This window comes from Micromonospora saelicesensis (assembly GCF_900091575.1).
Lineage (GTDB): Bacteria > Actinomycetota > Actinomycetes > Mycobacteriales > Micromonosporaceae > Micromonospora > Micromonospora saelicesensis.
Genome location: NZ_FMCR01000006.1, coordinates 444,915 through 469,890 on the forward strand (window position 1 = coordinate 444,915; position 24,976 = coordinate 469,890).

General features: G+C 72.0%; 19 protein-coding genes. 12 read left to right on the top strand and 7 right to left on the bottom strand.

Annotation, left to right across the window (positions count from 1 at the left end):
• The first annotated feature begins 27 nt into the window (after nt 1-27).
• The 7 genes from GA0070561_RS26100 to valS all read left to right on the top strand — a co-directional run bounded on the left by GA0070561_RS26100 (nt 28) and on the right by valS (nt 11,723).
• A complete protein-coding gene (locus GA0070561_RS26100; RefSeq protein ID WP_141710455.1) occupies nt 28-1,452 on the top strand; it encodes an FAD-binding oxidoreductase in 1,425 nt (474 codons plus the stop codon).
• 85 nt (nt 1,453-1,537) lie between these two features.
• A complete protein-coding gene (locus GA0070561_RS26105) occupies nt 1,538-3,034 on the top strand; it encodes a DNA-3-methyladenine glycosylase 2 family protein (protein WP_091406295.1) in 1,497 nt (498 codons plus the stop codon).
• On the top strand, nt 3,031-3,540 hold the full coding sequence (locus tag GA0070561_RS26110; RefSeq protein WP_091406298.1) for a methylated-DNA--[protein]-cysteine S-methyltransferase: 510 nt from the start codon (nt 3,031-3,033) through the stop codon (nt 3,538-3,540). The genes GA0070561_RS26105 and GA0070561_RS26110 overlap by 4 nt, the downstream gene beginning before the upstream one ends.
• Nucleotides 3,541-3,577: 37 nt before the next feature.
• The gene (locus GA0070561_RS26115) at nt 3,578-5,434 is read left to right on the top strand and encodes an ABC transporter ATP-binding protein (protein WP_091406299.1); all 1,857 of its coding nucleotides are present in this window, start codon (nt 3,578-3,580) and stop codon (nt 5,432-5,434) included.
• Complete coding sequence (locus tag GA0070561_RS26120; RefSeq protein ID WP_091406302.1) at nt 5,413-7,311, top strand: ABC transporter ATP-binding protein; 1,899 nt, start codon at nt 5,413-5,415, stop codon at nt 7,309-7,311. Before GA0070561_RS26115 ends, GA0070561_RS26120 begins: the two co-directional genes overlap by 22 nt.
• Before the next feature lie 117 nt (nt 7,312-7,428).
• A complete protein-coding gene (locus GA0070561_RS26125) occupies nt 7,429-8,997 on the top strand; it encodes a trypsin-like serine protease (RefSeq protein WP_091406305.1) in 1,569 nt (522 codons plus the stop codon).
• A 161-nt stretch (nt 8,998-9,158) separates the two neighbouring features.
• Nucleotides 9,159-11,723 carry a valine--tRNA ligase gene (valS, locus tag GA0070561_RS26130; protein WP_091406307.1) on the top strand — a complete coding sequence of 855 codons (2,565 nt, stop codon included), beginning with the start codon at nt 9,159-9,161 and terminating at the stop codon, nt 11,721-11,723.
• A 42-nt stretch (nt 11,724-11,765) separates the two neighbouring features.
• Here valS and GA0070561_RS26135 read toward each other — a convergent pair whose 3' ends face one another.
• The 5 genes from GA0070561_RS26135 to GA0070561_RS26155 all read right to left on the bottom strand — a co-directional run bounded on the left by GA0070561_RS26135 (nt 11,766) and on the right by GA0070561_RS26155 (nt 15,939).
• A complete protein-coding gene (locus GA0070561_RS26135; RefSeq protein WP_091406529.1) occupies nt 11,766-12,410 on the bottom strand; it encodes a hypothetical protein in 645 nt (214 codons plus the stop codon).
• 93 nt (nt 12,411-12,503) lie between these two features.
• Nucleotides 12,504-13,214, bottom strand: coding sequence for an ABC transporter permease (locus GA0070561_RS26140; protein ID WP_091406308.1), 711 nt, complete (start codon nt 13,212-13,214; stop codon nt 12,504-12,506).
• Nucleotide 13,215: 1 nt separating this feature from the next.
• Nucleotides 13,216-14,127, bottom strand: coding sequence for an ABC transporter ATP-binding protein (locus GA0070561_RS26145; RefSeq protein WP_091406310.1), 912 nt, complete (start codon nt 14,125-14,127; stop codon nt 13,216-13,218).
• On the bottom strand, nt 14,127-15,032 hold the full coding sequence (locus GA0070561_RS26150) for an ABC transporter permease (protein ID WP_091406313.1): 906 nt from the start codon (nt 15,030-15,032) through the stop codon (nt 14,127-14,129). The genes GA0070561_RS26145 and GA0070561_RS26150 overlap by 1 nt, the downstream gene beginning before the upstream one ends.
• On the bottom strand, nt 15,025-15,939 hold the full coding sequence (locus tag GA0070561_RS26155) for an ABC transporter ATP-binding protein (protein ID WP_091406315.1): 915 nt from the start codon (nt 15,937-15,939) through the stop codon (nt 15,025-15,027). The genes GA0070561_RS26150 and GA0070561_RS26155 overlap by 8 nt, the downstream gene beginning before the upstream one ends.
• A 240-nt stretch (nt 15,940-16,179) precedes the next feature.
• On the opposite strand from GA0070561_RS26155, the gene GA0070561_RS26160 reads away from it, so the two are divergent.
• The 4 genes from GA0070561_RS26160 to galT all read left to right on the top strand — a co-directional run bounded on the left by GA0070561_RS26160 (nt 16,180) and on the right by galT (nt 21,322).
• On the top strand, nt 16,180-17,694 hold the full coding sequence (locus GA0070561_RS26160) for a glycosyltransferase family 2 protein (RefSeq protein WP_091406317.1): 1,515 nt from the start codon (nt 16,180-16,182) through the stop codon (nt 17,692-17,694).
• 88 nt (nt 17,695-17,782) lie between these two features.
• On the top strand, nt 17,783-19,312 hold the full coding sequence (gene cysC, locus GA0070561_RS26165) for an adenylyl-sulfate kinase (RefSeq protein ID WP_091406531.1): 1,530 nt from the start codon (nt 17,783-17,785) through the stop codon (nt 19,310-19,312).
• 112 nt (nt 19,313-19,424) lie between these two features.
• Nucleotides 19,425-20,249: a DeoR/GlpR family DNA-binding transcription regulator gene (locus GA0070561_RS26170; protein ID WP_091406320.1), complete on the top strand. Its 825-nt coding sequence runs from the start codon at nt 19,425-19,427 to the stop codon at nt 20,247-20,249.
• Nucleotides 20,246-21,322 carry a galactose-1-phosphate uridylyltransferase gene (galT, locus tag GA0070561_RS26175; protein ID WP_091406323.1) on the top strand — a complete coding sequence of 359 codons (1,077 nt, stop codon included), beginning with the start codon at nt 20,246-20,248 and terminating at the stop codon, nt 21,320-21,322. Before GA0070561_RS26170 ends, galT begins: the two co-directional genes overlap by 4 nt.
• A 324-nt stretch (nt 21,323-21,646) precedes the next feature.
• Here galT and GA0070561_RS26180 read toward each other — a convergent pair whose 3' ends face one another.
• Nucleotides 21,647-22,864: an NADP-dependent isocitrate dehydrogenase gene (locus GA0070561_RS26180; protein WP_091406326.1), complete on the bottom strand. Its 1,218-nt coding sequence runs from the start codon at nt 22,862-22,864 to the stop codon at nt 21,647-21,649.
• Between the two features lie 137 nt (nt 22,865-23,001).
• On the opposite strand from GA0070561_RS26180, the gene GA0070561_RS26185 reads away from it, so the two are divergent.
• Complete coding sequence (locus GA0070561_RS26185; protein WP_091406328.1) at nt 23,002-23,808, top strand: MBL fold metallo-hydrolase; 807 nt, start codon at nt 23,002-23,004, stop codon at nt 23,806-23,808.
• Between the two features lie 208 nt (nt 23,809-24,016).
• Here the strand turns inward: GA0070561_RS26185 and GA0070561_RS26190 are convergent, their stop codons facing one another.
• The gene (locus GA0070561_RS26190; RefSeq protein ID WP_091406331.1) at nt 24,017-24,967 is read right to left on the bottom strand and encodes a malate dehydrogenase; all 951 of its coding nucleotides are present in this window, start codon (nt 24,965-24,967) and stop codon (nt 24,017-24,019) included.
• Nucleotides 24,968-24,976 lie beyond the last annotated feature (9 nt).

A 24,976-nucleotide genomic window follows, 5' to 3' on the forward strand; every position in this document is an offset into this window, starting at 1 on the left:
CCCGAGGTGCGAGCTGTGGGGGCGACGATGAGCACCGCCATGGCCCGGGTGCCCGACTCCCTCCGGGGGCAGATCGTCACGCCCGGCGACCGCCGGTACGCGCAACTGCGTTCGACGTACACCAGGTCGGCGTCACCGGCCGCGGTCCTGCTGCCGAAGACGACCGCGCAGGTGGTCGACGCGCTGCGCTACGCGCGGGAGCAGCGGCTGCCCATCGCGGTCCGCAGTGGCGGGCACGGCCTCTCCGGAGCCTCCTCCAACAACGGTGGAGTGGTCATCGACCTGTCCATGCTCAACCGGGTTCAGGTGATCGACGAGCGGGCCGGGTTGGTCCGGGTCGAGGCCGGCGCGCGCTGGGCGAACGTGGCGAAGGCACTGGCACCGTACGGCCTGGTGATCAGCTCGGGTGACTACGGCGGCGTCGGCGTCGGCGGCCTGGCCACCGGCGGTGGTGTCGGCTGGCTGGTCCGCGCCCACGGCCTCACCATCGACCGGGTCCGCGCCGTCGAGGTGGTGCTGGCGGACGGGACGCTGGTACGCGCGGACGCCGACCACGAGCCGGAGCTGTTCTGGCTGGTCCGCGGGGCCGGCGCCGGTGCGGGCATCGTGGTGGCCTTCGAGATCGAGGCGGCCGAGCAGCGCAACGTCGGTGTCGCGCAGCTGGTCGTCGAGGCGCATCCGGACGGTCGCACGGTCCGGGAGTGGACGAGCTACCTCGCCCAGGCGCCACGGGAGTTGTCCGCGGCCGCCGTGGTGTTCGCCGAGGGTCGGTCGGTGCTCATGTCCATCACCGCCGTGGTCGCCGCCGAGAGCCTGCGCCGAGCCCGGCCGGCGGTGGAACCGCTGCTCGCCATCGGCAAGGTGCTCGAACACCGGACCGACCTGCTGCCCTACCCGACGCTGGTGCCGACCGCGCACCTCAACCCCAACGTCGGGCAGCAGCGTGGCACGACCACCAACGGTCTGTTCACCGCGCTGGACGACGCCGGGGCGCGGGCCGTGACGCGAGCGGTGACCGGGCCGGGGCGGGCGGTGATCCAGCTCCGCTCGTTGGGTGGGGCGGTCAACGACGTCGCCTCCGAGGCAACCGCGTACCCGCATCGCCACCAGGACACGCTGATCGTGGCCTCGGTGTTTCCGCCGCAGGCCGACGCCGCGTTGAACGCCGCGTGGCGGGCCGCCGGGGCACGCGCCGACGGCGCTTACGTCAACTTCGAGAGCCGGCCGGACCCGGCCGCGTTCGCCCGGATCTACCCGGGCGAGGCCGGGGCCCGGGTCCGGCGGCTGTGGAAGCGGTACGACCCGGACGGTGTGTTCCGATCGGCCCTGCTCACCGGTCAGGCCAACCGCGCCGGTCAGGGCAACCGGTCCAGCCGCGCCGGCCAGGCCGAGCGAACCAGTCAGGGCTCCAGCGCCGGCCGGTCCGGTCAGCCGCACCGACGCCGCCGCTGACCGGAGGGTCCCGCGCGGCCAGCGCGCACGCCCAGGTCCGATTCCCGCCAGCCGATGACCGGTCGAGCGGGGCATCATCGGTGACATGGAGATGGACTTCGAGCGGTGTTACCGGGCCGTGGACAGCCGTGACCAGCGGTTCGACGGCTGGTTCTACACCGGGGTGACGTCCACCGGGATCTACTGCCGGCCGTCCTGCCCGGCCATCACCCCGAAGCGGCAGAACGTCCGATTCTTCCCGTCCGCCGCCGCCGCGCAGGGCGCCGGGCTGCGCGCCTGCCGCCGCTGCCGGCCGGACGCCGCGCCCGGCTCACCGCTCTGGGACGTCCGCGCGGACGTGGTCGGTCGGGCGATGCGGCTCATCGCGGACGGGGTTGTCGACCGGGACGGCGTACCGGGGTTGGCCTCCCGGCTGGGCTACACCGAGCGGCACCTGCACCGGATGCTGAGCGCCGAGATGGGCGCCGGTCCACTGGCGCTGGCCCGGGCCCAACGCGCCCAGACCGCCCGGATCCTGATCGAGACGACCGACCTGGCAATGGCCGAGATCGCGTTCGCCGCCGGCTTCGGCAGCGTGCGGCAGTTCAACGACACGCTTCGCGAGGTGTACGCGAGCGCGCCGTCGGACCTGCGCACGGCCCGTGGCCGCCAGCAGGCGCCGGCCGGGGCGGGGATCATCGCGCTCCGGCTGGCGTACCGCCCGCCGCTGCACGCCCGGGCGCTGCTGGACTTCCTCACGGTGCGGGCGTTGCCCGGCGTGGAGGCGGTCCGCGACGGGACGTACCACCGGGGTCTGCGGTTGCCGCACGGCACCGGCCAGGTGGCGCTGACCCCGGCGGACGGGCACGTGGCGGCGACGTTGCGGCTCGCCGACCTGCGCGACCTGGCGCCGGCGGTGGCCCGCTGCCGCCGGTTGCTCGACCTGGACGCGGACCCCGCGGCCATCGACGCGACGCTGGCCGCCGACCCGGCGCTGGCCCCGGTGGTCGCCGCCGAACCCGGCATCCGCGTCCCCCGCGCCGTCGACGGTTTCGAGCAGGCCGTCCGCGCCATCATCGGCCAGCAGGTCTCGGTCACGTCCGCAAGAACAACCCTCACCCGCCTCCTGACCGCCCACGCTCGCGTTGATCATGAAGTTATTGCCACTGAGGACGGCGTGCCGGGACAACAACTTCATGATCAACGGGATGGGTCGCCGGAGGGGCTGCGGGGTTTCTTGAGCGCGGAGGAGCTTTTGGGCCTGCCGGACTCGGGGTTTGGGATGCCGGTGGGGCGGCGGGAGGCATTGCGCGGGTTGGCTCGGGCCGTGGTGGACGGATCCGTCGGCCTCGCCGCTGGGGTGGATCGGGAGGAGGCCGTTCGGCGGCTGCTCGCGCTGCCCGGCATCGGCCCGTGGACCGCCAACTACCTGGCCATGCGCGCCTTCGGCGACCCGGACGTCCTACTCAGCTCCGACCTCGCGGTCCGGCGCGGCGCCGCCGCACTCGGCCTGCCCGACACCCCACCAACCCTCGACAGGTACGCCGAGCGTTGGCGTCCCTGGCGGTCCTACGCCACGATCAGACTCTGGAGAGCGGCATGAACATCGACAGCACCGTACTGAGCACACCGGCCGGCCCCCTGAGCATCCTCGCCGGCCCCGACGGTGACGTACGGGCGGCCGGCTTCACCCCGGACCCGGCGGCGCTGCTGCCCCTGGTCCACCCGACCCTGCGGGCACCGCTACGGGAGAGGGCCGACCTCGGCCCGGTCACTGCGGCGGTCCACTCCTACCTGGACGGTGACCTCGCCGCCATCGACGCGGTGCCGGTCCGTCAACGCACCGGTGGAGAGTTCATGGCGCACGCCTGGCAGGTGCTGCGCGAGGTGCCGCCGGGCACCCCGGTCACCTACACCGGGTACGCCGCGCTGGCCGGCCGGCCACCGGCGGTACGGGCCGCCGCGGCCGCCTGCGCCCGGAACGCGGCAGCCCTCTTCGTGCCCTGCCACCGGGTTCTCCGCACCGACGGCACGCTCGGTGGCTACCGCTGGGGGCTGGACGTGAAGAAGTGGCTTCTCGGTCATGAGCGACGCTTGACAACAAGCTGACAGGAGCATCGACACTCATTGACGCTACCGTCGGGTAGTGCCTGTGGAGAGCGACGGCGACCCGGCCGCCCGGGCCGCCGCGGGCACCCACCCCGTGCACAACCTCTGGCGGCTGCGCCCCTACCTGCGCCCGTACGCGGCCGAGTTCGTCTGGCTGCTCGTCGCGGGCCTCGCCGGCACCGCGGCCGGGATCGCCGTACCACTGGTCGTGCAGCGGGTCGTGGACGGGCCGGTGGCCCGACACGAAACGGCCGGGCTGCTCCAACTCGGCGGCCTGGCGCTGCTGCTCGGCGTCGTCGAGGCGGTGCTCATCTTCATCCGCCGGTGGGTGCAGTCGTCCTCGGCGGTGGGCATGGAGGCGGCGCTGCGCGCCGACGTCTACGCCCACCTGCAACGGCTGCCGACCAACTTCCACGACCGCTGGCAGTCCGGCCAGTTGCTCTCCCGGATCACCAGCGACCTGTCGGTGATCCGCCGGTTCCTCTCCTTCGGCGTGTTCTTCCTGGTGCTCAACCTGACCACGTACGTGGTGGTGGTGGTGCTGCTGATCAACCTGCACCCGGCGCTCGGGGTGCTGGTCGCCGCCAGCGCGGTGCCGCTGCTGCTGATCAGTCGCCGGTTCGGCCGGCACTACCACGCCGCGTCCCGCCGGATGCAGGATCAGCAGGGCGACGTGGCCACGCTGGTCGAGGAGACCGCACAGGGCCTGCGCACCATGAAGGCGTACGGGCGGGGGCCCGAGCTGGCCGCCCGCTTCGCCGGTGCGGCCCGGCGGCTGCACGACACGGGCGTCGGCAAGGGGCGGCTGCTGGCGAACACCTCGGCGCTGCTCGACCTGGTGCCCAACGTGACCCTTGGCGTGGTGCTGGCGGCCGGGGCGGCCGCCGCCGCGCAGGGCGCGCTCACCATCGGCGAGCTGGTCGCGTTCGTCAGCCTCCAACTGATGCTCATCTGGCCGGTGCAGTCGCTGGGTTGGATCATCGCCAACGGTCAGGAGGCGGCCACCGCCGCCGACCGGATCCAGGAGGTGCTCGACACTCCACCGGAGATCGTGGATTCTCCCGGCGCGGTCGCGTTGCCGCGCGACGCGGTGCACGGTCGGCTGCGCTTCGAACGGGTCGCGTTCAGCTATCCGGGTGCCACCACGGGGGTGCTGCGCGAGATCGACCTGACCATCGAGCCGGGCGAGACGCTGGCCCTGGTCGGCGCCACCGGCTCCGGCAAGAGCACGCTGCTCTCCCTGGTGCCCCGGCTGCACGACGTGACCACCGGCCGGATCACCCTGGACGGGCACGACCTGCGCGAGCTGCGGCTGGCCTCGCTGCGCCGGCTGGTCGGCGTGGCGTTCGAGGAGCCCACCCTCTTCTCCATGTCGGTGCGGGAGAACCTCACCCTGGGTCGCCCGGACGCCGGGGACGACGAGATCCGCGCGGCCCTCGCGCTGGCCCAGGCCGACTTCGCGTACGACCTGCCCTGGGGGTTGGCGACCCGGGTGGGCGAGCAGGGGTTGTCCCTCTCCGGCGGGCAACGGCAGCGGCTCGCGTTGGCACGGGCCGTGCTCGGCCGACCGGCGGTGCTGGTGCTGGACGACCCGCTCTCCGCTCTCGACGTGCACACCGAGGCCCTGGTCGAAGCGGCGCTACGGCGGGTCCTGCGCGACAGCACCGCACTGCTGGTGGTGCACCGGCCGTCGACGATCGCGCTGGCCGACCGGGTCGCCCTGCTGGAGGACGGACGGATCACCGCGACCGGCCGGCACTCCGAACTGCTGGCCACCGTTCCGGCGTACCGGGCACTGCTCGCCGCCGAGCCGACCGTCGGGCATCCACCGCCAGCCGGGGCCAGCGGCCCGAGTTCGTCCCCTTCGGACGGATGGGGGCTGGTGCGCTCGTGAGCGTGCCGGAGCAGGCCGAGCCACCTCCCGAGGAGGAGCCCGAGCTCACCCGCTGGCGCGGAACCGCCACCGACCCGGAGGCTGACCGCAGTCGAGCCGAGGACACCAGCCCCGAGGCGGTGGCCCGGCTACGCCGGCTCAGCCGCACCCTGCTGGGCGGCCTGCTCCGCCCACATCGGAGGCGTCTCGCCGCGGCGGTCGCCCTACTGCTGGCCCAGAACGCCGCCGCGATGGCCGGCCCGTACCTGGTCATGATCGGCATCGACCGGGCCATCCCGCCGTTGCGCGCCGGCGACGCCGGCCCGCTGGTCGCCGTCGCCGGGGCGTTCGCGGTGGCCTCGGTGACCGAGTACGCGGCCCGCCGCGGCTTCCTCACCCTCTCCGCCCGGATCGGCCAGGCCGTCCTGCTCGACCTGCGGCAGCGGGTGTTCGGGCACTTCCTGCGACTCTCGGTGGGCTTCCACGAGCGGTACACGTCCGGCCGGATGGTCTCCCGGCTCACCAGCGACCTGGACTCGATCGCCGAGCTGGTCGACGGTGGGATCGACAACCTGGTGCTGGCCGGGCTCTCGATCCTGTCGGTGGCCGCCATCCTGCTCTGGCTGGACCTACCGCTGGCGGCCGTGACGCTGTTCGCCTTTCCATTCCTGTTCTCGCTCTCCCGCTGGTTCGCCCGGTCGTCGGCCAGCGCGTACCGACGGACCCGGGACGCGGTCGCGCTGGTCATCGTTCACTTCGTCGAGTCGATGCGGGGCATCCGGGCAGTGCAGGCGTTCCGCCGGGAGCCTCGCAACCAACGGATCTTCGTGGCGCTCGGCGACGACTACCGGCGGAGCAGCCTGCACGCGTTCCGGCTGATCGCCACGTATTCGCCCGCAATCAAGCTGATCGGCAACGTCACAGTGGCTGTGGTGCTCTGCTATGGCGGTTGGCGGGTGCTCGGCGGGCAGACCGAGATCGGCGTGCTCGCCGCGTTCCTGCTCTACCTGCGGCGCTTCTTCGAGCCGATGCAGGAGCTGAGCCAGTTCTACAACTCGTTGCAGTCGGCCACCGCCGCACTGGAGAAGCTGGCCGGGGTGCTCGACGAACGACCGGCCGTCGCCGAACCGACCCGGCCAACACCGCTGCCGACCGGTCCCGGCCGTGGTGAGTTGATCTTTCGCTCGGTCGGCTTCGGCTACCGGGCCGACACCCCGATTCTCCGTCGGCTGGAGTTGACAGTGCCGGCCGGGCAGACCGTGGCGCTGATCGGCCCGACCGGGGCGGGCAAGTCGACGATCGCGAAGCTCGTCGCCCGTTTCCACGACCCCGACACCGGCGCGGTCCGGTTGGACGGGGTCGACCTGCGCGACGTACGCGACGCCGACCTGCGCCGCGCGGTGGTGCTGGTGACGCAGGAGAACCACCTGTTCAGCGGGACCGTCGCGGAGAACATCCGGTTCGGTTGCCCGGGGGCCGACGACGCCGCCGTCCAGGCCGCCGCGCGGGCGATCGGCGCGCACGACTTCATCGCCGCACTACCCGAGGGGTACGCCACTCAGGTGCACCGGCGCGGCGGCCGGCTCTCCGCCGGGCAGCGGCAGCTGGTCGCGTTCGCCCGCGCGTTCCTGGCCGACCCGACCGTGCTCATCCTGGACGAGGCGACGTCGTCGCTGGACGTGCCGACGGAACGTCTGGTGCAGCGGGCACTCGGCACCATCCTGCGCGACCGCACCGCACTGGTGATCGCACATCGACTTTCCACAGTGGAGACCGCCGACCGGGTGCTCGTCCTCGACGGCGGAAGGGTCGTCGAGGACGGCCCACCCGCCGTGCTCGCCGAGGCCGACGGCCGGTACGCCGCCCTGCATCGGCAGTGGCGGGAGTCACTGGTCTAGCTACAATCACCGCTCGTCGGCGGCACCCGCGCGGTAGGGCCGCCAACATCGACCGGATCCTTCCGGCCGGCACCACCGAACGCACGGGGAGGGTACGGGGTGCGCACACGGGGACGCATGATCGTGGCTGGGCTGACCGTCATCGGTCTGATCGGAGCCGCCGTCGCGGTGACCAGAGGAGACGGAGCCGAGCGCCCGTCGACGACCGCGGCAGCGGCTGAGGAAGGGCTGGGCAGCGCGACAACCAGCGGAGCGAGCACAGCACCCGGCGCAACCGCCTCCGGTGGCGTCGCGCCCGGCTCGCAGACGGAGCAGAAGACCGAGCCGAATGCCACCGCCGGGCCGGTGCGCGTCCGACCGGCCCAGGTGATCGCTCAGGCCGCGCCCGAGTCCGTCGCGTACCTGCGCGACCGCTACCGGATCTCCGCGACCGAGGCGGCCCGGCGGCTCGCCCTCCAGGAACTGTCCGCGCCCCTCGCCGCGCGGCTGACCGAGCAGGTCCCGCGCTCGTACGGCGGCATGTGGCTCGACCAGGAGGCCGGCGGTGTACTCACCGTCGGAGCGACCGACGTCGCGGCGGTGCGGGCGGCCGTGGCCGAGGTGACGGACCCGGTGAACGTCCGGGTGGTCGCCGTGCGGCACGCCCTGGGTCAGCTCGCCGAGGCCGCAGCCGCCATCGCCGTCACGCTCGACGCGTCACCCGGCTCGGATGTCGTGGTGGATCCGCAGGCCAACGAGATCGTGGTGCTCACCGGCGACCGGATCACGGCGGACGACCCGCGGCTGGCCGAGGCGCGCCGCGCCGCCGGGGTGCCGACCCGGACCCAGGTCCGGACCCCCGCGACCAACGTGCCGAAGGCGTGCGACCCGCGCTACTGCCCCCAGGCGCCGATGCGCGGCGGCATCCGCCTGGACGTGCCCCGCGACGACGGCACCGTCGGCGGCTGCACCACCGGCTTCAACCTCACCGTCGGCGTGCGCGATGCGTACGTGCTGACCGCGGGGCACTGCGTCGTCGGCGGACGGCACCAGCAGGTCGACCGGACCTGGCATCAGTTCCTCGGCCCGAAGGTGCCCGTGACAGTGGAGGCGCCGAACCCGGACCTGGCCGAGAACGCCTACCCGTACGACTACGCGATCATGCCGTACCAGGCTGGGGCCCTGCCCCGGTGGACGTATCCGCGGGGGGCCAGGAGCACACCCAGCCTGGTCAACTACTGGTGCGTCGCAGACAACCCGCGATGCGCCACCAGCGGCAGCCGGGACGTGCGGATCACCGGCTACGTGCCGTGGAGCGCCATCCAGAGCGGTTGGGTCGTCTGCGCGACCGGCGCGGCGTACACCCCGAAGGCCGGTGAGCAGTACGTCGACTCCGGCGCCGGCGCCGGCTACGTGCCGGGCACCCGGTGCGGGGAGATCACTGGCAAGAGCAGCGGCGGCATCGACGTGCGGATCTGCGCCCGGCCGGGAGACAGCGGCGGGCCGCTGTTCACCGAGGCCGACGGCAAGGCGCTGGGCATCCTCTCCAACGGCGACCCGGGGCAGGGCGCCTGCACCAACCCGAACGAGCGGAACTCCTACGCCCCAATCTCCACGATCCTGGAACGGGTCAACGCCCGCAGCGGCGGAAGGCTGCGGGTCCGGCTGGCCACGTCCGGCCCGGGGGCCGGCCCGGTCGCCCGTTGACGGGAGGGCCGATCGGCACCAGCCGGTCGGCCCACCAGCGGTCGACCGGAACACCTCGTCGGTGGTTGCCGCCGCGCCGGCCGACAGCCTTCCGGCACGAATTCTCGTGGCGCACCGGTTAACCCGTGGTCCGGCCGTTGGCCCCTGCCTACGATCGCAGGATGACCGATACGGCGAGGACGGCCCGCGCCGGCGTTCCCGAGCGTCCGACAGTGGACGGGCTCGAGGAGAGCTGGGCACACCGCTGGCAGGAGGAAGGCACGTACGCGTTCGACCGCTCGAAGCAGCGGAGCGACGTGTTCTCGATCGACACCCCGCCGCCGACCGTATCGGGCGAGTTGCACATGGGGCACGTCTTCTCGTACACGCACACCGACACCACCGCCCGGTACCAGCGGATGCGCGGCAAGGCCGTCTTCTACCCGATGGGCTGGGACGACAACGGCCTGCCCACCGAGCGTCGGGCGCAGAACGTGTACGGGGTGCGCTGCGATCCGGCGCTGCCGTACGACCCGGTGTGGCGACCACCCGCGGCTCCGGTCGACGACGCGGCCCGTCGCGACCCCACCCCGATCTCCCGGCGCAACTTCATCGAGCTGTGCGAACGGCTGACGGTCACCGACGAGCAGGCCTTCGAGGCGCTGTGGCGGCGGCTCGGGCTCTCGGTGGACTGGTCCCTGACGTACACGACGATCGGCCGGATCGCCCGGATCACCAGCCAACGGGCGTTCGTCCGCAACCTGCGCCGCGGCGAGGCGTACCAGTCGGAGGCGCCGACGCTCTGGGACGTCGGCTTCGCCACCGCGGTCGCCCAGGCGGAGTTGGAGGACCGGGAGCGCCCCGGCGCGTACCACCGGCTGCGGTTCACCGCGGCCGACGGGCGTGAGGTGCTCATCGACACCACCCGGCCCGAGCTGCTACCGGCCTGCGTGGCGCTGGTCTGCCACCCCGACGACGAGCGGTACGCCGACCTGGTGGGCGGCACCGTGCGCAGTCCGCTGTTCGACGTCGAGGTGCCCGTGTACGCCCATCCCCTCGCCGAGCCCGGCAAGGGCACCGGCGTCGCGATGGTCTGCACATTCGGTGACCTCACCGACGTGACGTGGTGGCGTGAGCTGGGGTTGGACACCCGGGTGGTGATCGGCCGGGACGGTCGGTTGCTCCCGGAGCCGCCGCACGGGGTGCCGGCGCAGCCGTACGCGGCGCTGGCCGGGCAGACCGTCAACGGCGCCCGCCGGGAGATCGTCGGGATGCTGGCCGACGCCGGTGACCTGATCGGCGAGCCGCGCCCGATCACCCACCCGGTCAAGTTCTACGAACGCGGCGACCGGCCACTGGAGATCGTCTCGACTCGACAGTGGTATCTGCGCAACGGCGGCCGGGACGAGGCGCTGCGAGCGACGCTGCTGGGCAGGGGCGAGCAGTTGCACTGGGTGCCGGCGCACATGAAACACCGCTACGACAACTGGGTGGGCGGCCTCAACGGGGACTGGCTGGTCAGCCGCCAGCGCTTCTTCGGCGTGCCGGTGCCGGTGTGGTACCGACTCGACGACACTGGCGAGCCGGACTGGTCCCACCCTCTCACGCCGGAGGAGTCCGCGCTGCCGGTCGATCCATCCAGCGATCCGGCGCCCGGTTACGACGAGTCGCAACGCGGCCGAGCGGGCGGCTTCATCGGCGACCCGGACGTGCTGGACACCTGGGCCACGTCCTCGCTGACCCCGCAGATCGTCGGTGGCTGGGAGACCGACCCGGACCTGTTCGCCAGGGTCTTCCCGATGGACCTCCGCCCGCAGGGGCAGGAGATCATCCGGACCTGGCTCTTCGACAGCGTCGTCCGTTCGCACTTCGAGCACGGGGTGCTGCCCTGGCGGGACACCGTGCTCTCGGGCTGGATCCTCGACCCCGACCACAAGAAGATGGCCAAGTCCAAGGGGAACGTGGTCACCCCGCTGGCCCTGTTGGAGCAGCACGGCTCGGACGCGGTGCGCTACTGGGCGGCCAGCGGCAAGCCCGGCATGGACCTGGCCTTCGACCCGGCGCAGATCAAGGTCGGCCGGCGACTGGCCACCAAACTGCTCAACGCGTCCAAGTTCGCGCTCGGGCTGGGCGCGGCGGACGCGTTGCGCGCCCCGGCGACGACACCACTGGACCGGGCCATGCTCGCCGAGCTGGCCACCGTGGTCACCGCCGCGGGCACCGCCTTCGACTCGTACGACCACACGGCGGCCTTGCAGGTCACCGAGGCGTTCTTCTGGCGGTTCTGCGACGACTACATCGAGCTGGTCAAGGAGCGGGCCTACGGCACCGGCGCGGCGGCCGACTCCGCACGGGCGGCGCTGGCCTCGGCGTTGTCGGTGCAGCTGCGGTTGTTCGCCCCGGTGCTGCCGTACGTGACCGAGGAGGTCTGGTCGTGGTGGCGGTACGGCTCGGTGCACCAGGCGCCGTGGCCCACCACCTACGAGGTGGCCCGGACGATCGAGGGCTCGGGTGAGCCGGCGCTGCTGCGGCTCGCCGGTGACGCGTTGAGCCAGGTGCGACGGGCCAAGTCGGAGCGGAAGCTGTCGATGAAGGCGGAGGTGCCGTTGGCGGAGGCGCTCGGCCCGGCGGCGTTGCTGGAGCAGCTCACGCTGGTCGCCGACGACCTACGGGCGGCGGGCCGGATCGGCAAACTCGACCTGCTCCCGGACCGTACCCCGGAGTTGGTCATCGCCTGCGCCTTCTGACCCGGGTCCGCCGCCGCCCGCTCGGGCGGCGGCGGACCCGGGTCACCAGCCGCGCAGGAAGCGCAGCCCGAGCAGAAACGCGATCACGGCGGGCCCGACCAGCAGGGTGATCGCCTGGAGGCGGTACGGCATCCGGTGCCGGGTCAACTCGCCCGCGTTGCCCAGCACGATGGCCCCAGCCAGCATCAGGAACGCACCCCACCAACCGGTCTCCAGGTGGATCAGATCCACCCGGATCAGTTGCAGGGTCAGGCCGAGCAGTGCTCCGGTCAGCGCGAGCAGGGCCACCGCCCGGTGCAGGCCCCGGGCCAGCGGGTGGGCCGCGCGCCAGCCGTAGGTGCCGGCCACCGCCAGGCAGGGCAGCACCACCATGAGCGGCCAACCTCGCCCCATCACGCCGAACATCAGCAGCGCGCCGACCGCGAAGACCATCGTGCCGACGCAGGCGAGCATGTACCCGGCGAAGGCGCGGCCGCCGCCGCGAGCCAGCAACGGCCCACCGCTGGCCGCGATCAACGCGGCCGGGATCAGGATGAACACCGCCCACCAGTGGAACTGGCCGCTGCCCTGAGCCGCCGTGGCGACCGTGGCGCAGGCCAGCCCGGCGACGGCCAGGCTGGTCAGCCACGGCCGGCTGCTCCGGGAGTATGGCTCAGCCAACGACGTCCGCTCCGCTTCGACGCTCACGTCCACCAGCCTGGCCCGATGTGGCCCGGCCGGTCCATCCGGCCAGCCCTACCGCCGCGCGGGGGCTGGCCGGAACAGCGTCTCGCACCGCTGTCAGCTCGTCTCGCCAGCCACGCTGAACGAGCGCAGACGGTCGATGGCGAGCACTGTGAAGCCGACGCTGACCAGCGCGGTCATCACCGACGCCACCGGCACCGACACACTGGTCTCCAGCAGCCCGGTGGGGGCGATCCGGTCGGCGAGGGCGATCACGTACTGCTGGATGGAGAGCACCTTGGTGCCGCTGACGAAGTTGCCCAGCAGCCCCTCCCAGATCAGCACGTAGACCAGCCCGAGCAGCACCGGCCGCCTGGTGACCAGGCTGAGCGCGAGGAACAACGCCGAGTACGCCAGCGCGCCGAGCGCCCCCGCGACCGCCAGAGCCAGTCCGAGGCGTACCGAATCGGCGAGCACGCCCGCGACGTAGAGCGGCACCGCCACGGTGACCGCGGTCACCCCGGCGGCAACCGCAAGCTTCGGCAGCACGATCTGCCAGCGCGGCAGCGGCTTGGTCAGGATGTGCACCACAGTGCCGTCGTCGATCTCGGCGCCCAGCACGCCCGTGCCGATGATCAGCGCAACCACCGGCAGCACCACGGCCAGCCCGAGGCCGACCAGCACCGGCGGCCCCCACTGGCCCGGGTCCACCCCCAGCGACCGGCAGAGCACGGCCAGCCCGAGCAGCACCAACGGCAGCGGTAGCAGCAGCAGGAACCGACGTCGGCCGAACAACCCGCGCGCGGTGATCCAGGTAACGGTCGACATGTCAGGCCTCCACCAGGTAGGAGAAGACACTCTCCAGGGACTCGTCGGACGGCACCAGCTGGCGCACCCGGATGCCTTTGTTCAGCGCGATCCGGGGCAGCGCCCGGGTGAACGCGCCGTAGTCACCGGCCCGCACGGTCAAGCCGGTCGGGTCCAATTCGACCCCACTCACCGACGCCTCGGCGATCAGCGCGACGGCGAGCGCCCGGTCATCGGTGGAGCGCACCGCGAAGACGTGCGGGCGGTTGGTCATCAACCGGCGGATGGTCCGGAAGTCGCCGGAGGCGGCCAACCGACCGGCCACCATCACCTGCACCGTTCCGGAGACCTGTTCGACCTCCTCCAGGATGTGCGAGCTGAACAGGATCGTCCGGCCAGCGTCACCCAGGGTGTGCAGCAGCTGCATCATGTGCAGCCGCTGGCGCGGGTCCATGCCGTTGAACGGCTCGTCGAGCAGCAGCACCTGCGGGTCGTGCACCAGCGCGGCGGCCACCCGGGCACGCTGGCGCATGCCCTTGGAGTACGTGCCGATCCGGCGGTCCTGCGCCGACTCCAGCTCCACCAGATCAATCGCCCGTCGGGCCGCGGCCGCCGGATCGGGCAGCCGGTGCAGCTTCGCGCTGGCCAGCACGAACTCGTACGCGGTGAGGAAACCCTGCACCGCCTCCCGCTCGCTGACCAGCCCCAGCCGCCGGTAGACGTCGGGATTGCGCCAGGTCGGCTCGTCGTCGAGGGTGACAGTGCCGCGCGACGGGGCGAGGAACCCGGCCATCATGTGCAGCAGCGTGGTCTTGCCGGCGCCGTTCGGGCCGAGCAGCCCGGTCACGCCCGGGCCGAGGGCCATGCTGATGTCGTTGACCGCGACCACGTTGCCGTACCACCGGGACACCCCGGTCAGGCTCAGCGTGCTCATCAGGAGGCGACCTTCCGGTAGCGGGCCAGCAGGAGGGCGGTCGCGCCGGCGACCAGCAGCACCGCGGCCAGGGCGTAGACCGGGCCGAACCCGCCGATCATCATCTCGCCCGGATCGCCCTCGACCAGCAGGTCACCCAGCGACCAGATGCCCACCCCCTGCACCAGCGTGGAGGGAGAGGCGAGCCCGGCCAGCTCGTTGGCGGCGCGCGACGGCAGGATGCTCAGCACGCCCACGATCGGGGTGGTCATCAGGAAGACCGCGACCACGCCGCCGGCGGCGAAGGCGCGCTTGCCGGTCAGCGACGCGACCAGCAGGCCGACCGAGGCGAAGACCACCGCCCACAGCCCGGCGTAGAGCAGCCCGGGCAGCAGGTCGAGCAACTCGTTCCACACCCCGCGCATGCCCTGCTTGGTGGTGAACGCGGCACCCAGGAACATCAGCAGCTGCGGCCCGCCGAGCAGCAGCCAGAGCGCGGTGACCAGCGCCAGCAACTTGGCCAACGCGTAGTCGGCGCGCGGCAGCGGCCGGGAGAAGTACAGCGGCAGCACACCGCTGCGCAGGTCCCGGGAGACCAGCTCCGGGGCGACGACCGCGACGAAGAAGATGACCAGCCAGCTCATCGCATCGGCGAACTGGGCGTACGTGGCGACCGGCTCGCCGATCTGGCTGCGTACCGCGGCCAGGGCCACCGCGACCAGGGTGACGATGCCGACCACCAGCCACGGAAAGATCTTGGCCTTGGCGCTGCGCCCGAAACCGAACGCGGTACGCAGACCGTGCAGGTAGAGCGCGCCGAAGACCTGTCGGCGGCCGAGCCGCGGACCCTCGTAGCGTTGGTAGCCGATGTCGTGGATGACGCCGGTCGGCGTGGGGCGCACGGCGGCGGTGGACGGCTCAGGCATGAGTGAGCTCCCTCGTGGCGAAGAGTTCGGCCACCCGGTGCCGGCGCTGGTCCAGTCGGTGCAGTGGCAGGTCCAGTTCGGCGACCGCACCGAGGATCAGGTCGTAGGTGCCGTCGTCGGCGAGCGGCACGAGGAGCAGTCGCCCGTCCCGGGCGACCGGCAGTTTCAGCTCGGCGAGTCGGGCGGCGAGTTCCTCGGTGCCCTCGCTGACCTCCACGGCGAGCACGTCGGTGGCCGACGTCATCGCGGAGATGTTGTCGGCGCGCAGCAACCGGCCGCCGTCGATGGCGATCAGCGTGTCGCAGATCCGCTCCACCTCGCCGAGCAGGTGCGAACAGACCAGCACGGAGATGCCGAACTCGGTGCCGATCCGGTGTACCAGGGCCAGCATGGCGTCGCGGCCGGCCGGGTCGAGGCCGTTGGTCGGTTCGTCCAGCAACAGCAGGTCGGGGTCGTGCACCAGCGCCTGGGCCAGCTTGACGCGCTGCTTCATGCCGGTCGAGTAGCCACCGACCGGGCGATAGCGCTCCTCGTAGAGCCCCACGTGCCGCAGCGCCTCCGAGGCCCGCTCGCGAGCCGCGGTGCGGGGAAGGCCGCTCATTCGACCAAGGTGGGTGACCAGTTCGGCGGCGGACAGGTCCGGCGGGAGGCAGTCGTGTTCCGGCATGTAGCCGACCCGGTTGCGGACGGCCGCCGGGTCTGCGGTCGGGTCGATGCCGAGCACCGAGACCTGGCCGCTGGTTGGTGCGATCAGGCCGAGCAGGATCTTGATCAACGTGGATTTTCCGGCGCCGTTCGCGCCCACCAGGCCGATGATCCCGGGCTCGACGGCGACGGTGAGGTCGGCCAACGCGGTGACCCGACCTCCGTACGTCTTGGTGAGCGACTGGGTCGCGATCAGTGTCACGCGCCCAGCGTAGGGAGTCGATGCCCAGCAGGGACACCGGCACGCCCCCGGCGCTCCCCTGATCCTTTTCCCGCCGAACCCCTAAGGTCCCCCGCCGAGGCCCTCGCCACGTTTCCGCCGGTCCCGCGTTCGACCCGACCCCGCCTTGGGAAAGACCAGTCCAGGGTGACACCATTCACCTCCCGTTCACCAGGCATCGACCCCGCCCGGTGATCGACCGACGACGCGGGAGGGATCCTGATGGCCGAGGTGGGCGTCCCCAAGGTGAGCGTCGTGGTGCCGGCGTACAACTGCGGCCCACACATCGAGAAGCTCGCTGCCTCGCTGCTGCGCCAGTCACTGCCCGCCGACGAGTTCGAAGCCATCTTCGTCGACGACGGCTCGACCGACGACACCGCGAAGCGGCTGGACCGGCTGGCCGCCGAGCACCCGCACATCAAGGTGCTGCACATCGAGAACTCCGGCTGGCCGTCGCGTCCGCGCAACCTCGGCGTCGACCACGCCCGCGGCGAGTACGTCTTCTTCGCCGACGACGACGACTGGTTCGCCGACGAGGCACTGGAGCGGCTCTACGCCTGCGCGAAGGCGAACGACGCCGACATCGTGGTGGGGAAGATGGCCGGGTACGGACGCCCCGTGCCGCGGGAGCTGTTCCGCAAGAACCGCTTCGACGCCACCCTCGGCAACTCCCCCCTGGTCGACAGCCTGACCTGTCACAAGTTGTTCCGGCGGTCGTTCCTCAACGAGCATGGTCTGCGGTTCCCGGAGGGCGGCAAGCGTCGGCTGGAGGACCACTCGATGGTCATCCGGGCCTACTTCCGGTCCCGGCGCACCTCCGTGCTGTCCGACTACATCTGCTACCACCACGTCCAGCGGGGCGACGCGCGCAACGTCACCGCCGGCGAGCTGGACCCGGCGAGCTACTACGCCAGCGTGCGGGAGGCGCTGGACGTCGTGGACGCCAACACCGAGCCGGGTCCGCTGCGGGACCGGCTGCACCGGCGCTGGCTGCGCAACGAGATGCTCAGCCGGCTGCGCGGCAAGCGGCTGCTGAACGCCCCCGACGCGTGGCTGGAGCAGGTCGCGCTGGAGATCCAGAAGATCATCCAGGACCGCTTCGCCCCGGGCGTCGCCGGCGGCCTGCCGCCTCTGCTCCGAGCCGTGGCGTACCTGGCCGAGCAGGGGCGCGTCGAGGACCTGCGCAGGCTTGCCCGCTGGGAGGCGGGCATCGCCGCACACGGCACGGTCGACGAGTTCCGACGTGTCGACCACGCCGTCACAGTGACCGTCGCCGCCGAGCTACGCGCCGCGGACCAGCCGGTCGGGTTCCGCGCCGACGATGGCCGCGACGTGCTGATGCTCCCGATGGAGGAGGTCGCCCCCGAGGTGCTCGACGCCACCGCGCAGGTGCGCAAGGCCCGCCTGGACCTCGTGGCCCGCCACCGGGAGACCGGCGCCGAGATCTTTCTTCCGAACACCTTCGAGACCGAGCGGATCACCGGTACGACCGGAGCGGACACCGTCCACCTGGTGCACCGGGCCACCGCCACGATCGACTTCGCCGCCCTCAACGGCGGCCGGACCAGGGGCAGCTGGCAGCTCAAGGCCCGGATCACCAACGTGGGCTGGACCGAGGACGCGCGACTGCCTCTGCTGTTCATCTGCCGGGCCGACGGCTCGCAACCCCGGATCCGCGACGAGCGGAAGGTGTGGAACCGGGTGCGGTCGGCGGTAGGCCGGCGGATCAAGCGCTGATCCGCCCGCAGGGGTCTTGGAGTGGCGCCCTCGACCGATGGGCGGTCGGCTGCGAAACTGTGTGCCGGTCAGCGAGTGGGGGGTGTGGATGAGCAACGGCTGGGTGCTGCCCGACGAGGTGCTACGGGACGCACCGGCGTACACGCCACGTCCCGGTGAGCTCGCGGATCTGGAGCTGCTGCTGACCGGCGCGTACGCCCCTCTGACCGGCTTCATGACCCGCGCCGACCTGGTCTCGGTCAGCCGACGCAGCCGGCTGGCCGACGGCACGCCGTGGCAGGTCGCGGTCGTCCTCCAGGTTCCGGCCGCCCTGGCGCAGAGCTTCGATCCGCGCGACCCGGCCCGCCGGGCGCTCGTCCTGACCGACGGGGAGGGCGCCCCGGCGGCCGCCCTGGACGTGGCCGACGTCTGGCCGGTCCGCGAGGGCGTGGCGGGAGTGGGCGGCCAGGTTCGGCGGCTCGGCGACGGTGGGCACGGTCCGTTCCAGCGACTGCGGCGTAACCCGGAGGAGGTCCGTGCGCTGCTGCCCCCGGGCCGGGTGCTCGGGGTGATCGCCGATCGACCGCTGCATCGTCCACAGCTCGCCCAGATCGCCCACGCCGCCCGCACCCTGGCCGCTCATCTGCTCGTGATGATCCCGGTCGGCGAGGGCGGCGCAGACGGGCTCCCGCCGGAGGCGCTGGTCCGTACGATCTTCGCCGCGCGGGACCGGATGCCACCCGCCACCCTGGTCGCGGTGCCGCTGTCGCACCGAAGCGAGGAGATCAGCGACGCGTTGCTGCGCGCCCGGGTCTCGGCCGCGTACGGGGTCACCCACCTGCTCTCCACCGGGGAGATGCTCTCCGGCGCCGGGCTGCGGGTGCTGGTGCCGCGCGAACTCGCCTACGACAACAGGGACGGGCAGTGGCGTTGGCGGGAGGACATCCCACCGCGCAACCGCCGGCTCGCGCTGACCCAGCCGGAGATCGACGACCTGCTCGACCGGGGCTTCCCGCTACCGGAGTGGCACACCCCGCCCGCTGTGGCACGGGAGTTGGCCCGGGCCCGACCGCCGCGTCGGCAGCGAGGGCTGGTGGTCTTCCTGACCGGTCTCTCCGGCTCCGGCAAGTCGACGATCGCCCGTGGGCTGGCGGACGCGTTACGGGAGAGTGGCGACCGCACGGTGACCCTGCTCGACGGGGACGTGGTGCGTCGGGAACTCTCCGCCGGGCTGGGCTTCAGCAAGACCGACCGGGATCTCAACGTCCGGCGGATCGGCTGGGTGGCCGCCGAGATCGCCCGGCACCGTGGGGTGGGCATCTGCTGTCCGATCGCCCCGTACGCGGCGGCCCGGGCCACCGCCCGGGAGATGGCCCTCGCCGCCGGATCGGGTTTTGTGCTGGTGCACGTTGCCACCCCGCTGGAGGTGTGCGAGCAGCGGGACCGCAAGGGCCTGTACGCGCGAGCGCGAGCCGGCCTGCTCACCGGGATGACCGGCATCGACGACCCGTACGAGGAGCCGACCGACGCCGATCTGGTGCTCGACACCACCGACCTGAGCGTGGCGGACGCGGTGCAGGCCGTGCTGCACCATCTGACCGAGACCGGCTGGGTGGAGCTGAAGATCGCGTCCGCCTGAGGCGTCGCCGTACCCGTTCCTTCCACCGCTGAACGGCACGCGCTAGTGTTCATCTTTGTTGGAACACGTTTGACCGCGTGAGGGTACATGGACGTCCGGGGAGGCACGGCGGATGCTCGCTCAGCAGCGGCAGGCGGCCATCCTGGAGCGGGTCCGCTCGACCGGCGGCGTCCGGGTCAGCGAGTTGGCAGGCGAGTTCGGCGTGTCCGACATGACGATCCGGCGTGACCTGGATGCGCTGCACGAGCGCGGCCTGCTGGCCAAGGTGCACGGCGGCGCCACCACGACCGGGCCAAGCTCGACCGACGAGCCGGGCTTCCGCGCCAAGTCGGTCCGCCAACTGCCCGAGAAGGCGGCCATCGCCGACCGGGCGGCTCAGCTGGTCCGGCCGGGAGCAGCAGTCGCGCTCTCCGCCGGAACCACCACGGCCGAGCTGGCCCGCCGGCTGGTGGACGTGCCCGAGCTGACCGTGGTGACCAACTCGCTGCCGGTGGCCGAGATCATGCACGCCGGTGGCCGCCCGGACCAGACGGTGGTGCTCACCGGCGGCGTACGCACACCGTCGGACGCGCTGGTCGGTCCGCTCGCGGTCGGGGCCGTCCGGTCACTGCACCTGGATCTGCTCTTCCTGGGCGTCCACGGCATCACCGAGCGGGCCGGCTTCACCACTCCGAACCTGATGGAGGCGGAGACCGATCGGGCGCTGGTGGCGGCGGCGGACCAGCTGGTGGTGCTCGCCGACCACACCAAGTGGGGAACGGTCGGCATCTCCTCGATCGTCGAGTTGGCGGCGGCCCACGTACTGGTCAGCGACGACCGGTTGCCTCCACCCGCACGACGGGTACTCGGCGAACAGGTGGGCGAACTGATCATGGTCAAGGCGACAGGGGCGGGCCGCGCGACGCGCACGCCGACAACTGAGGGGACGGCGCCGTGAAGCGCACCGCGATCGACCTGGCCGACGGCCGGGAGCTGATCTACTTCGACGAGCGCGACGACGCGGTCCGCGACCAGCCGGACCGCCGGGACCTGCCGCCGCCTCCCCCCGCCTCGCAGCTGCGCTACGACCCGTTGACCGACGAGTGGGTGGCGGTCGCCGTGCACCGGCAGACCCGCACCTTCCTCCCGCCGGCGAACGAGTGCCCTCTCGACCCGTCGGTGGGCGACCGGCTGACCGAGATCCCCGCACCCGACTACGACGTGGTGGTCTTCGAGAACCGGTTCCCGTCGCTGAGCGGTCGGGTGGCCGAGGAGCCCGGGGAGATCACCCCGTTCACACCGGTCCGGCCGGGCCTCGGCCGGTGCGAGGTGGTCTGCTTCACGTCGGATCACAACGCCTCCTTCGCCAGCCTGCCCCCGCGCCGGGTCCGCACCGTGCTGGACGCCCTCGCCGATCGCACCGAGGTGCTCGGCGCGCTGCCCGGCGTCGAGCAGATCTTCTGCTTCGAGAACCGGGGCGTCGAAATCGGTGTCACCCTGCACCATCCGCACGGCCAGATCTACGCGTACCCCTTCGTGACGCCGCGCACCCGCGCGCTGCTGGCCGCGGCGCGCCGGCACGCCGAGCGGACCGGCGGGGGCAACCTGTACGCGGACGTGCTGGCCGCCGAGCGCGCCACCGGTGACCGGGTGGTGGCGGAGAACGAACACTGGACGGCGTTCGTCCCGGCGGCCGCCCGCTGGCCGTTCGAGGTGCACGTCGCGCCGCACCGCGTGGTGCCGGACATCCCGGCGCTCAGCGACAGCGAGCGGGACGCCTTCGGGCCGCTCTACCTGGATCTGCTGCGCCGCTTCGACGGCCTGTTCGACATGCCGATGCCGTACATCTCGGCCTGGCACCAGGCTCCCGTGCGTATCGACCGCGAGCTGGGCCACCTGCACCTGCAGCTGTTCAGCATCCGGCGGGCCAAGGACAAGCTGAAGTATCTGGCGGGCTCCGAGTCCGGGATGGGTGTCTTCATCAACGACATCTCCCCGGAACGCGCCGCCGAGTTGCTGCGCGCCGCCTGAGCCGCGCTGCTGTGCGCGGGGCCTGAGCTTGGCCGGTGCGGTGCGGCATGACTGCGGGAAACAGGGCGCGGGGGGCCCGGGACAGGGCCCCCCGCAGGGAAGGGACGGCTGGCTGTGCACGGCACAGCCGGGAAGGCTGGCTGATCGGCGCACGGGTGCCGCGGGTCGACCGAGGTCAACCTTCCTGGACGCGACTGGCATCTCGTCCATCCTGGTCAACGAGGCGCGCCGGTCGCAGTGACGCCGATCGGCGCGGCGGCGCCGGACACGCCGAAGCCCGCCGGCAGGGATGCCGGCGGGCTCCGATGACGCGGTACGCCTGGATCAGGCAGCGATCTTGCGGGCCAGGTTCTCGTCGAGCGCGTTCATGAACTCGTCGGTGGTCAGCCACGGGGCGTCGCGCGAGATGAGCAGCGAGAGGTCCTTGGTCATCTGGCCACCCTCGACGGTGTCGACGATGACCTGCTCCAGGGTGTTGGCGAACTCGGTGACCGCCGGGGTGCCGTCCAGCTTGCCCCGGTGGGCCAGGCCCCGGGTCCAGGCGTAGATCGACGCGATCGGGTTGGTCGAGGTCTTCTCGCCCTTCTGGTACTGCCGGTAGTGCCGGGTGACAGTGCCGTGCGCGGCCTCGGCCTCGACGGTGCGGCCGTCCGGGGAGAGCAGGACCGAGGTCATCAGACCGAGCGAGCCGAAGCCCTGCGCGACGGTGTCGGACTGCACGTCACCGTCGTAGTTCTTGCAGGCCCAGACGTAGCCGCCCTCCCACTTGAGCGCGGCGGCGACCATGTCGTCGATCAGCCGGTGCTCGTAGGTGATGCCGGCGGCGTCGAACTCGGCCTTGAACTCGGCCTCGAACACCTCGGCGAAGAGGTCCTTGAACCGACCGTCGTACGCCTTGAGGATGGTGTTCTTGGTGGACAGGTAGACCGGGTAGTTGCGGTCCAGGCCGTACCGGAACGAGGCGCGGGCGAAGTCCCGGATCGACTCGTCGTAGTTGTACATACCCATGGCGATGCCGCCGCCGGGGAAGTTGGCGACCTCCATCTCCATGGGGGCGCCGCCGTCGGCCGGGGTGTAGGTGATGGTCACCGTGCCCGGGCCGGGGACGACGAAGTCGGTGGCCTTGTACTGGTCACCGTGGGCGTGCCGGCCGATGATGATCGGCTTGGTCCAGCCGGGGACCAGCCGCGGCACGTTGGACATGATGATCGGCTCACGGAAGACGACGCCGCCGAGGATGTTGCGGATGGTGCCGTTGGGCGACCGCCACATCTTCTTCAGGCCGAACTCCTCGACCCGGGCCTCGTCCGGGGTGATGGTCGCGCACTTGACGCCGACGCCGTGCTCCTTGATGGCGTTGGCGGCGTCGATCGTGACCTGGTCGTCGGTCTCGTCGCGGTGCTGGATCGACAGGTCGTAGTAGTGCAGGTCGACGTCGAGGTAGGGCAGGATCAGCTGCTCCCGGATCTGCTTCCAGATGATCCGGGTCATCTCGTCGCCGTCGAGTTCTACGACCGGGTTGTTTACCTTGATCTTCGCCATCGGCCGGCGCTCCTCTCGGGGGACACGTGCTCAAGCCGTACGAGCGTACTGCAATTGGGCCGGCAGCCCCCAGCCGGCCTCGACCGGCCGGCGGAACCGGGCTGCGCGGAACAGGAATGCCCTGGAATCATCGTCCGATGCCATTGAACCGCACCCTCGGGTCTATCACGGTCACCGCACTCACCGACGGTGAGGGTGCCTTCTTCCAGCCCCGCGCGGAGGCGTTTCCGCAGGCCACAGCGGCGCACTGGGCGGAGGCCGACCGGCGCGACCCCGGCTCGGTGACCGCCGACGGGCAGTGGTGGCTGGCGTTCCGCAGCTTCGCGATCCGCGCGGGCGACGGGCCGGTCACGCTGGTCGACGCCGGGATCGGCCCGGCCGACGCACCCGCCGCGAGCTGGGCGCCAGTGCCTGGGCGGCTGCCCGCCGAGTTGGCCGCCGCGGGCATCGACCCCGCCGATGTCGACACTGTCGTCCTGACCCACCTGCACAGCGATCACATCGGCTGGGCGGTCACCGGCACGCCGGGACAGCCGCACTTCCCGAACGCGAGCTACCTGCTGCAGCGCGCCGAAGTCGACGCGGCGGAGACGCTCAACCCCGGGCTGCCGGCCGGCCTCATCGCGCCCCTGCGCGCCGCCGGCCAGCTCCGGGTGGTCGACGGCGAGACCGCCCTCACCCCAGCGGTACGTCTGCTTCCCACCCCCGGCCACACGCCCGGTCACCAGTCGGTGCTCCTGACCTCGGCCGACGAACAGATGCTGCTCACCGGGGACCTACTGGTGCACATGGTGCAACTCGTCGACCCCGACCTGGCGTACGCCCACGAGGAGGACCCGGAACTCGCCCGCACCTCCCGGCTGAGCGCCCTGCGCACCCACTCCCCCACCGTCCTGGCCACCCCCCACCTCGGCGCCCCCTTCACCCCCCACCAGCCCACCTAGGCCTCAAGCGCGATCTCGCGCACCCCCACCTCGTTGATCAAGAGGTTTGCGTCACCGCAGGCGCGATTCCTGACGCAAACCTCTTGATCAACCGGGGCGGGGAGGAGCGGGGGCCGGGTCAGGGAGGGTCGGGCGGGGAGGGGCTGGACGGCGAAGGGCGCGCCGGGTTTGCTGGCGCGCCCTTCGCTGGTGCTGTGGTTCGGGGGAACTACATGCTGGAGATGTCGCCCTGCTTGGCGCGGACGGCTTCGGCAGCCTCCAGGAGGCTGGCGCGCTCGTCGGCGTCCAGGTCGGTCTCGACGACCCGCTTGACGCCCTCGGCGCCGATCTCGGCCTCGACACCCAGGTAGACACCGGAGATGCCGTACTCGCCGTCAACCCAGGCGCAGACCGGCATGACCTCGCCGGAGTCCTCCGCGACGGCCTTCGCCATCCGGGCCGCGGCGGCGGACGGGGCGTAGTAGGCCGAACCGGTCTTGAGCAGCGCGACGACCTCGGCGCCACCGTTGCGGGTCTTGACGACCAGCTCCTCGATCTGCTCGGCCGGCATGGCCTCGCGCAGCGGCTTGCCGTTGACGGTGCTCTTGGACGGCACCGGGACCATGGTGTCGCCGTGCGAGCCCAGGGTCAGCGTGCGTACCGACGCCACCGGCACGTTCAGCGCCTCGGCGACGAAGTTGCTGAACCGGGCCGTGTCGAGCATGCCGGCCTGGCCGAGCACCCGGTTCTTCGGGAACTGGGTGGCGAGCTGGGCCAGCGCGGTCATCTCGTCCAGCGGGTTGGAGACCACGATGACGACGGCGTTCGGGGCGTACTTGGCGACGTTCTCGGCGACCTGACGGACGATCTTGGCGTTGGTCTCCAGCAGGTCCATCCGGCTCATGCCGGGCTTGCGCGGCAGACCAGCGGTGATCACGACGACGTCGGAGCCCTCGATGCTCTCGTAGCCCTCACCGTTGGGGCCGGTGGTCACGCCGACCACCTTGGTCTCGAAGCCCTCGATGGCCCGGGACTGGTTGAGGTCGAGCGCGAGGCCCGCGGGCTTGCCCTCCACGATGTCGGTGATCACTACGGTGTCGAAGACGTCGTACTCGGCCAGGCGCTGTGCGGTGGTGGAGCCGTAGAAGCCAGCCCCGACGACAGTGACCTTCTTACCCATGGTCGTCCC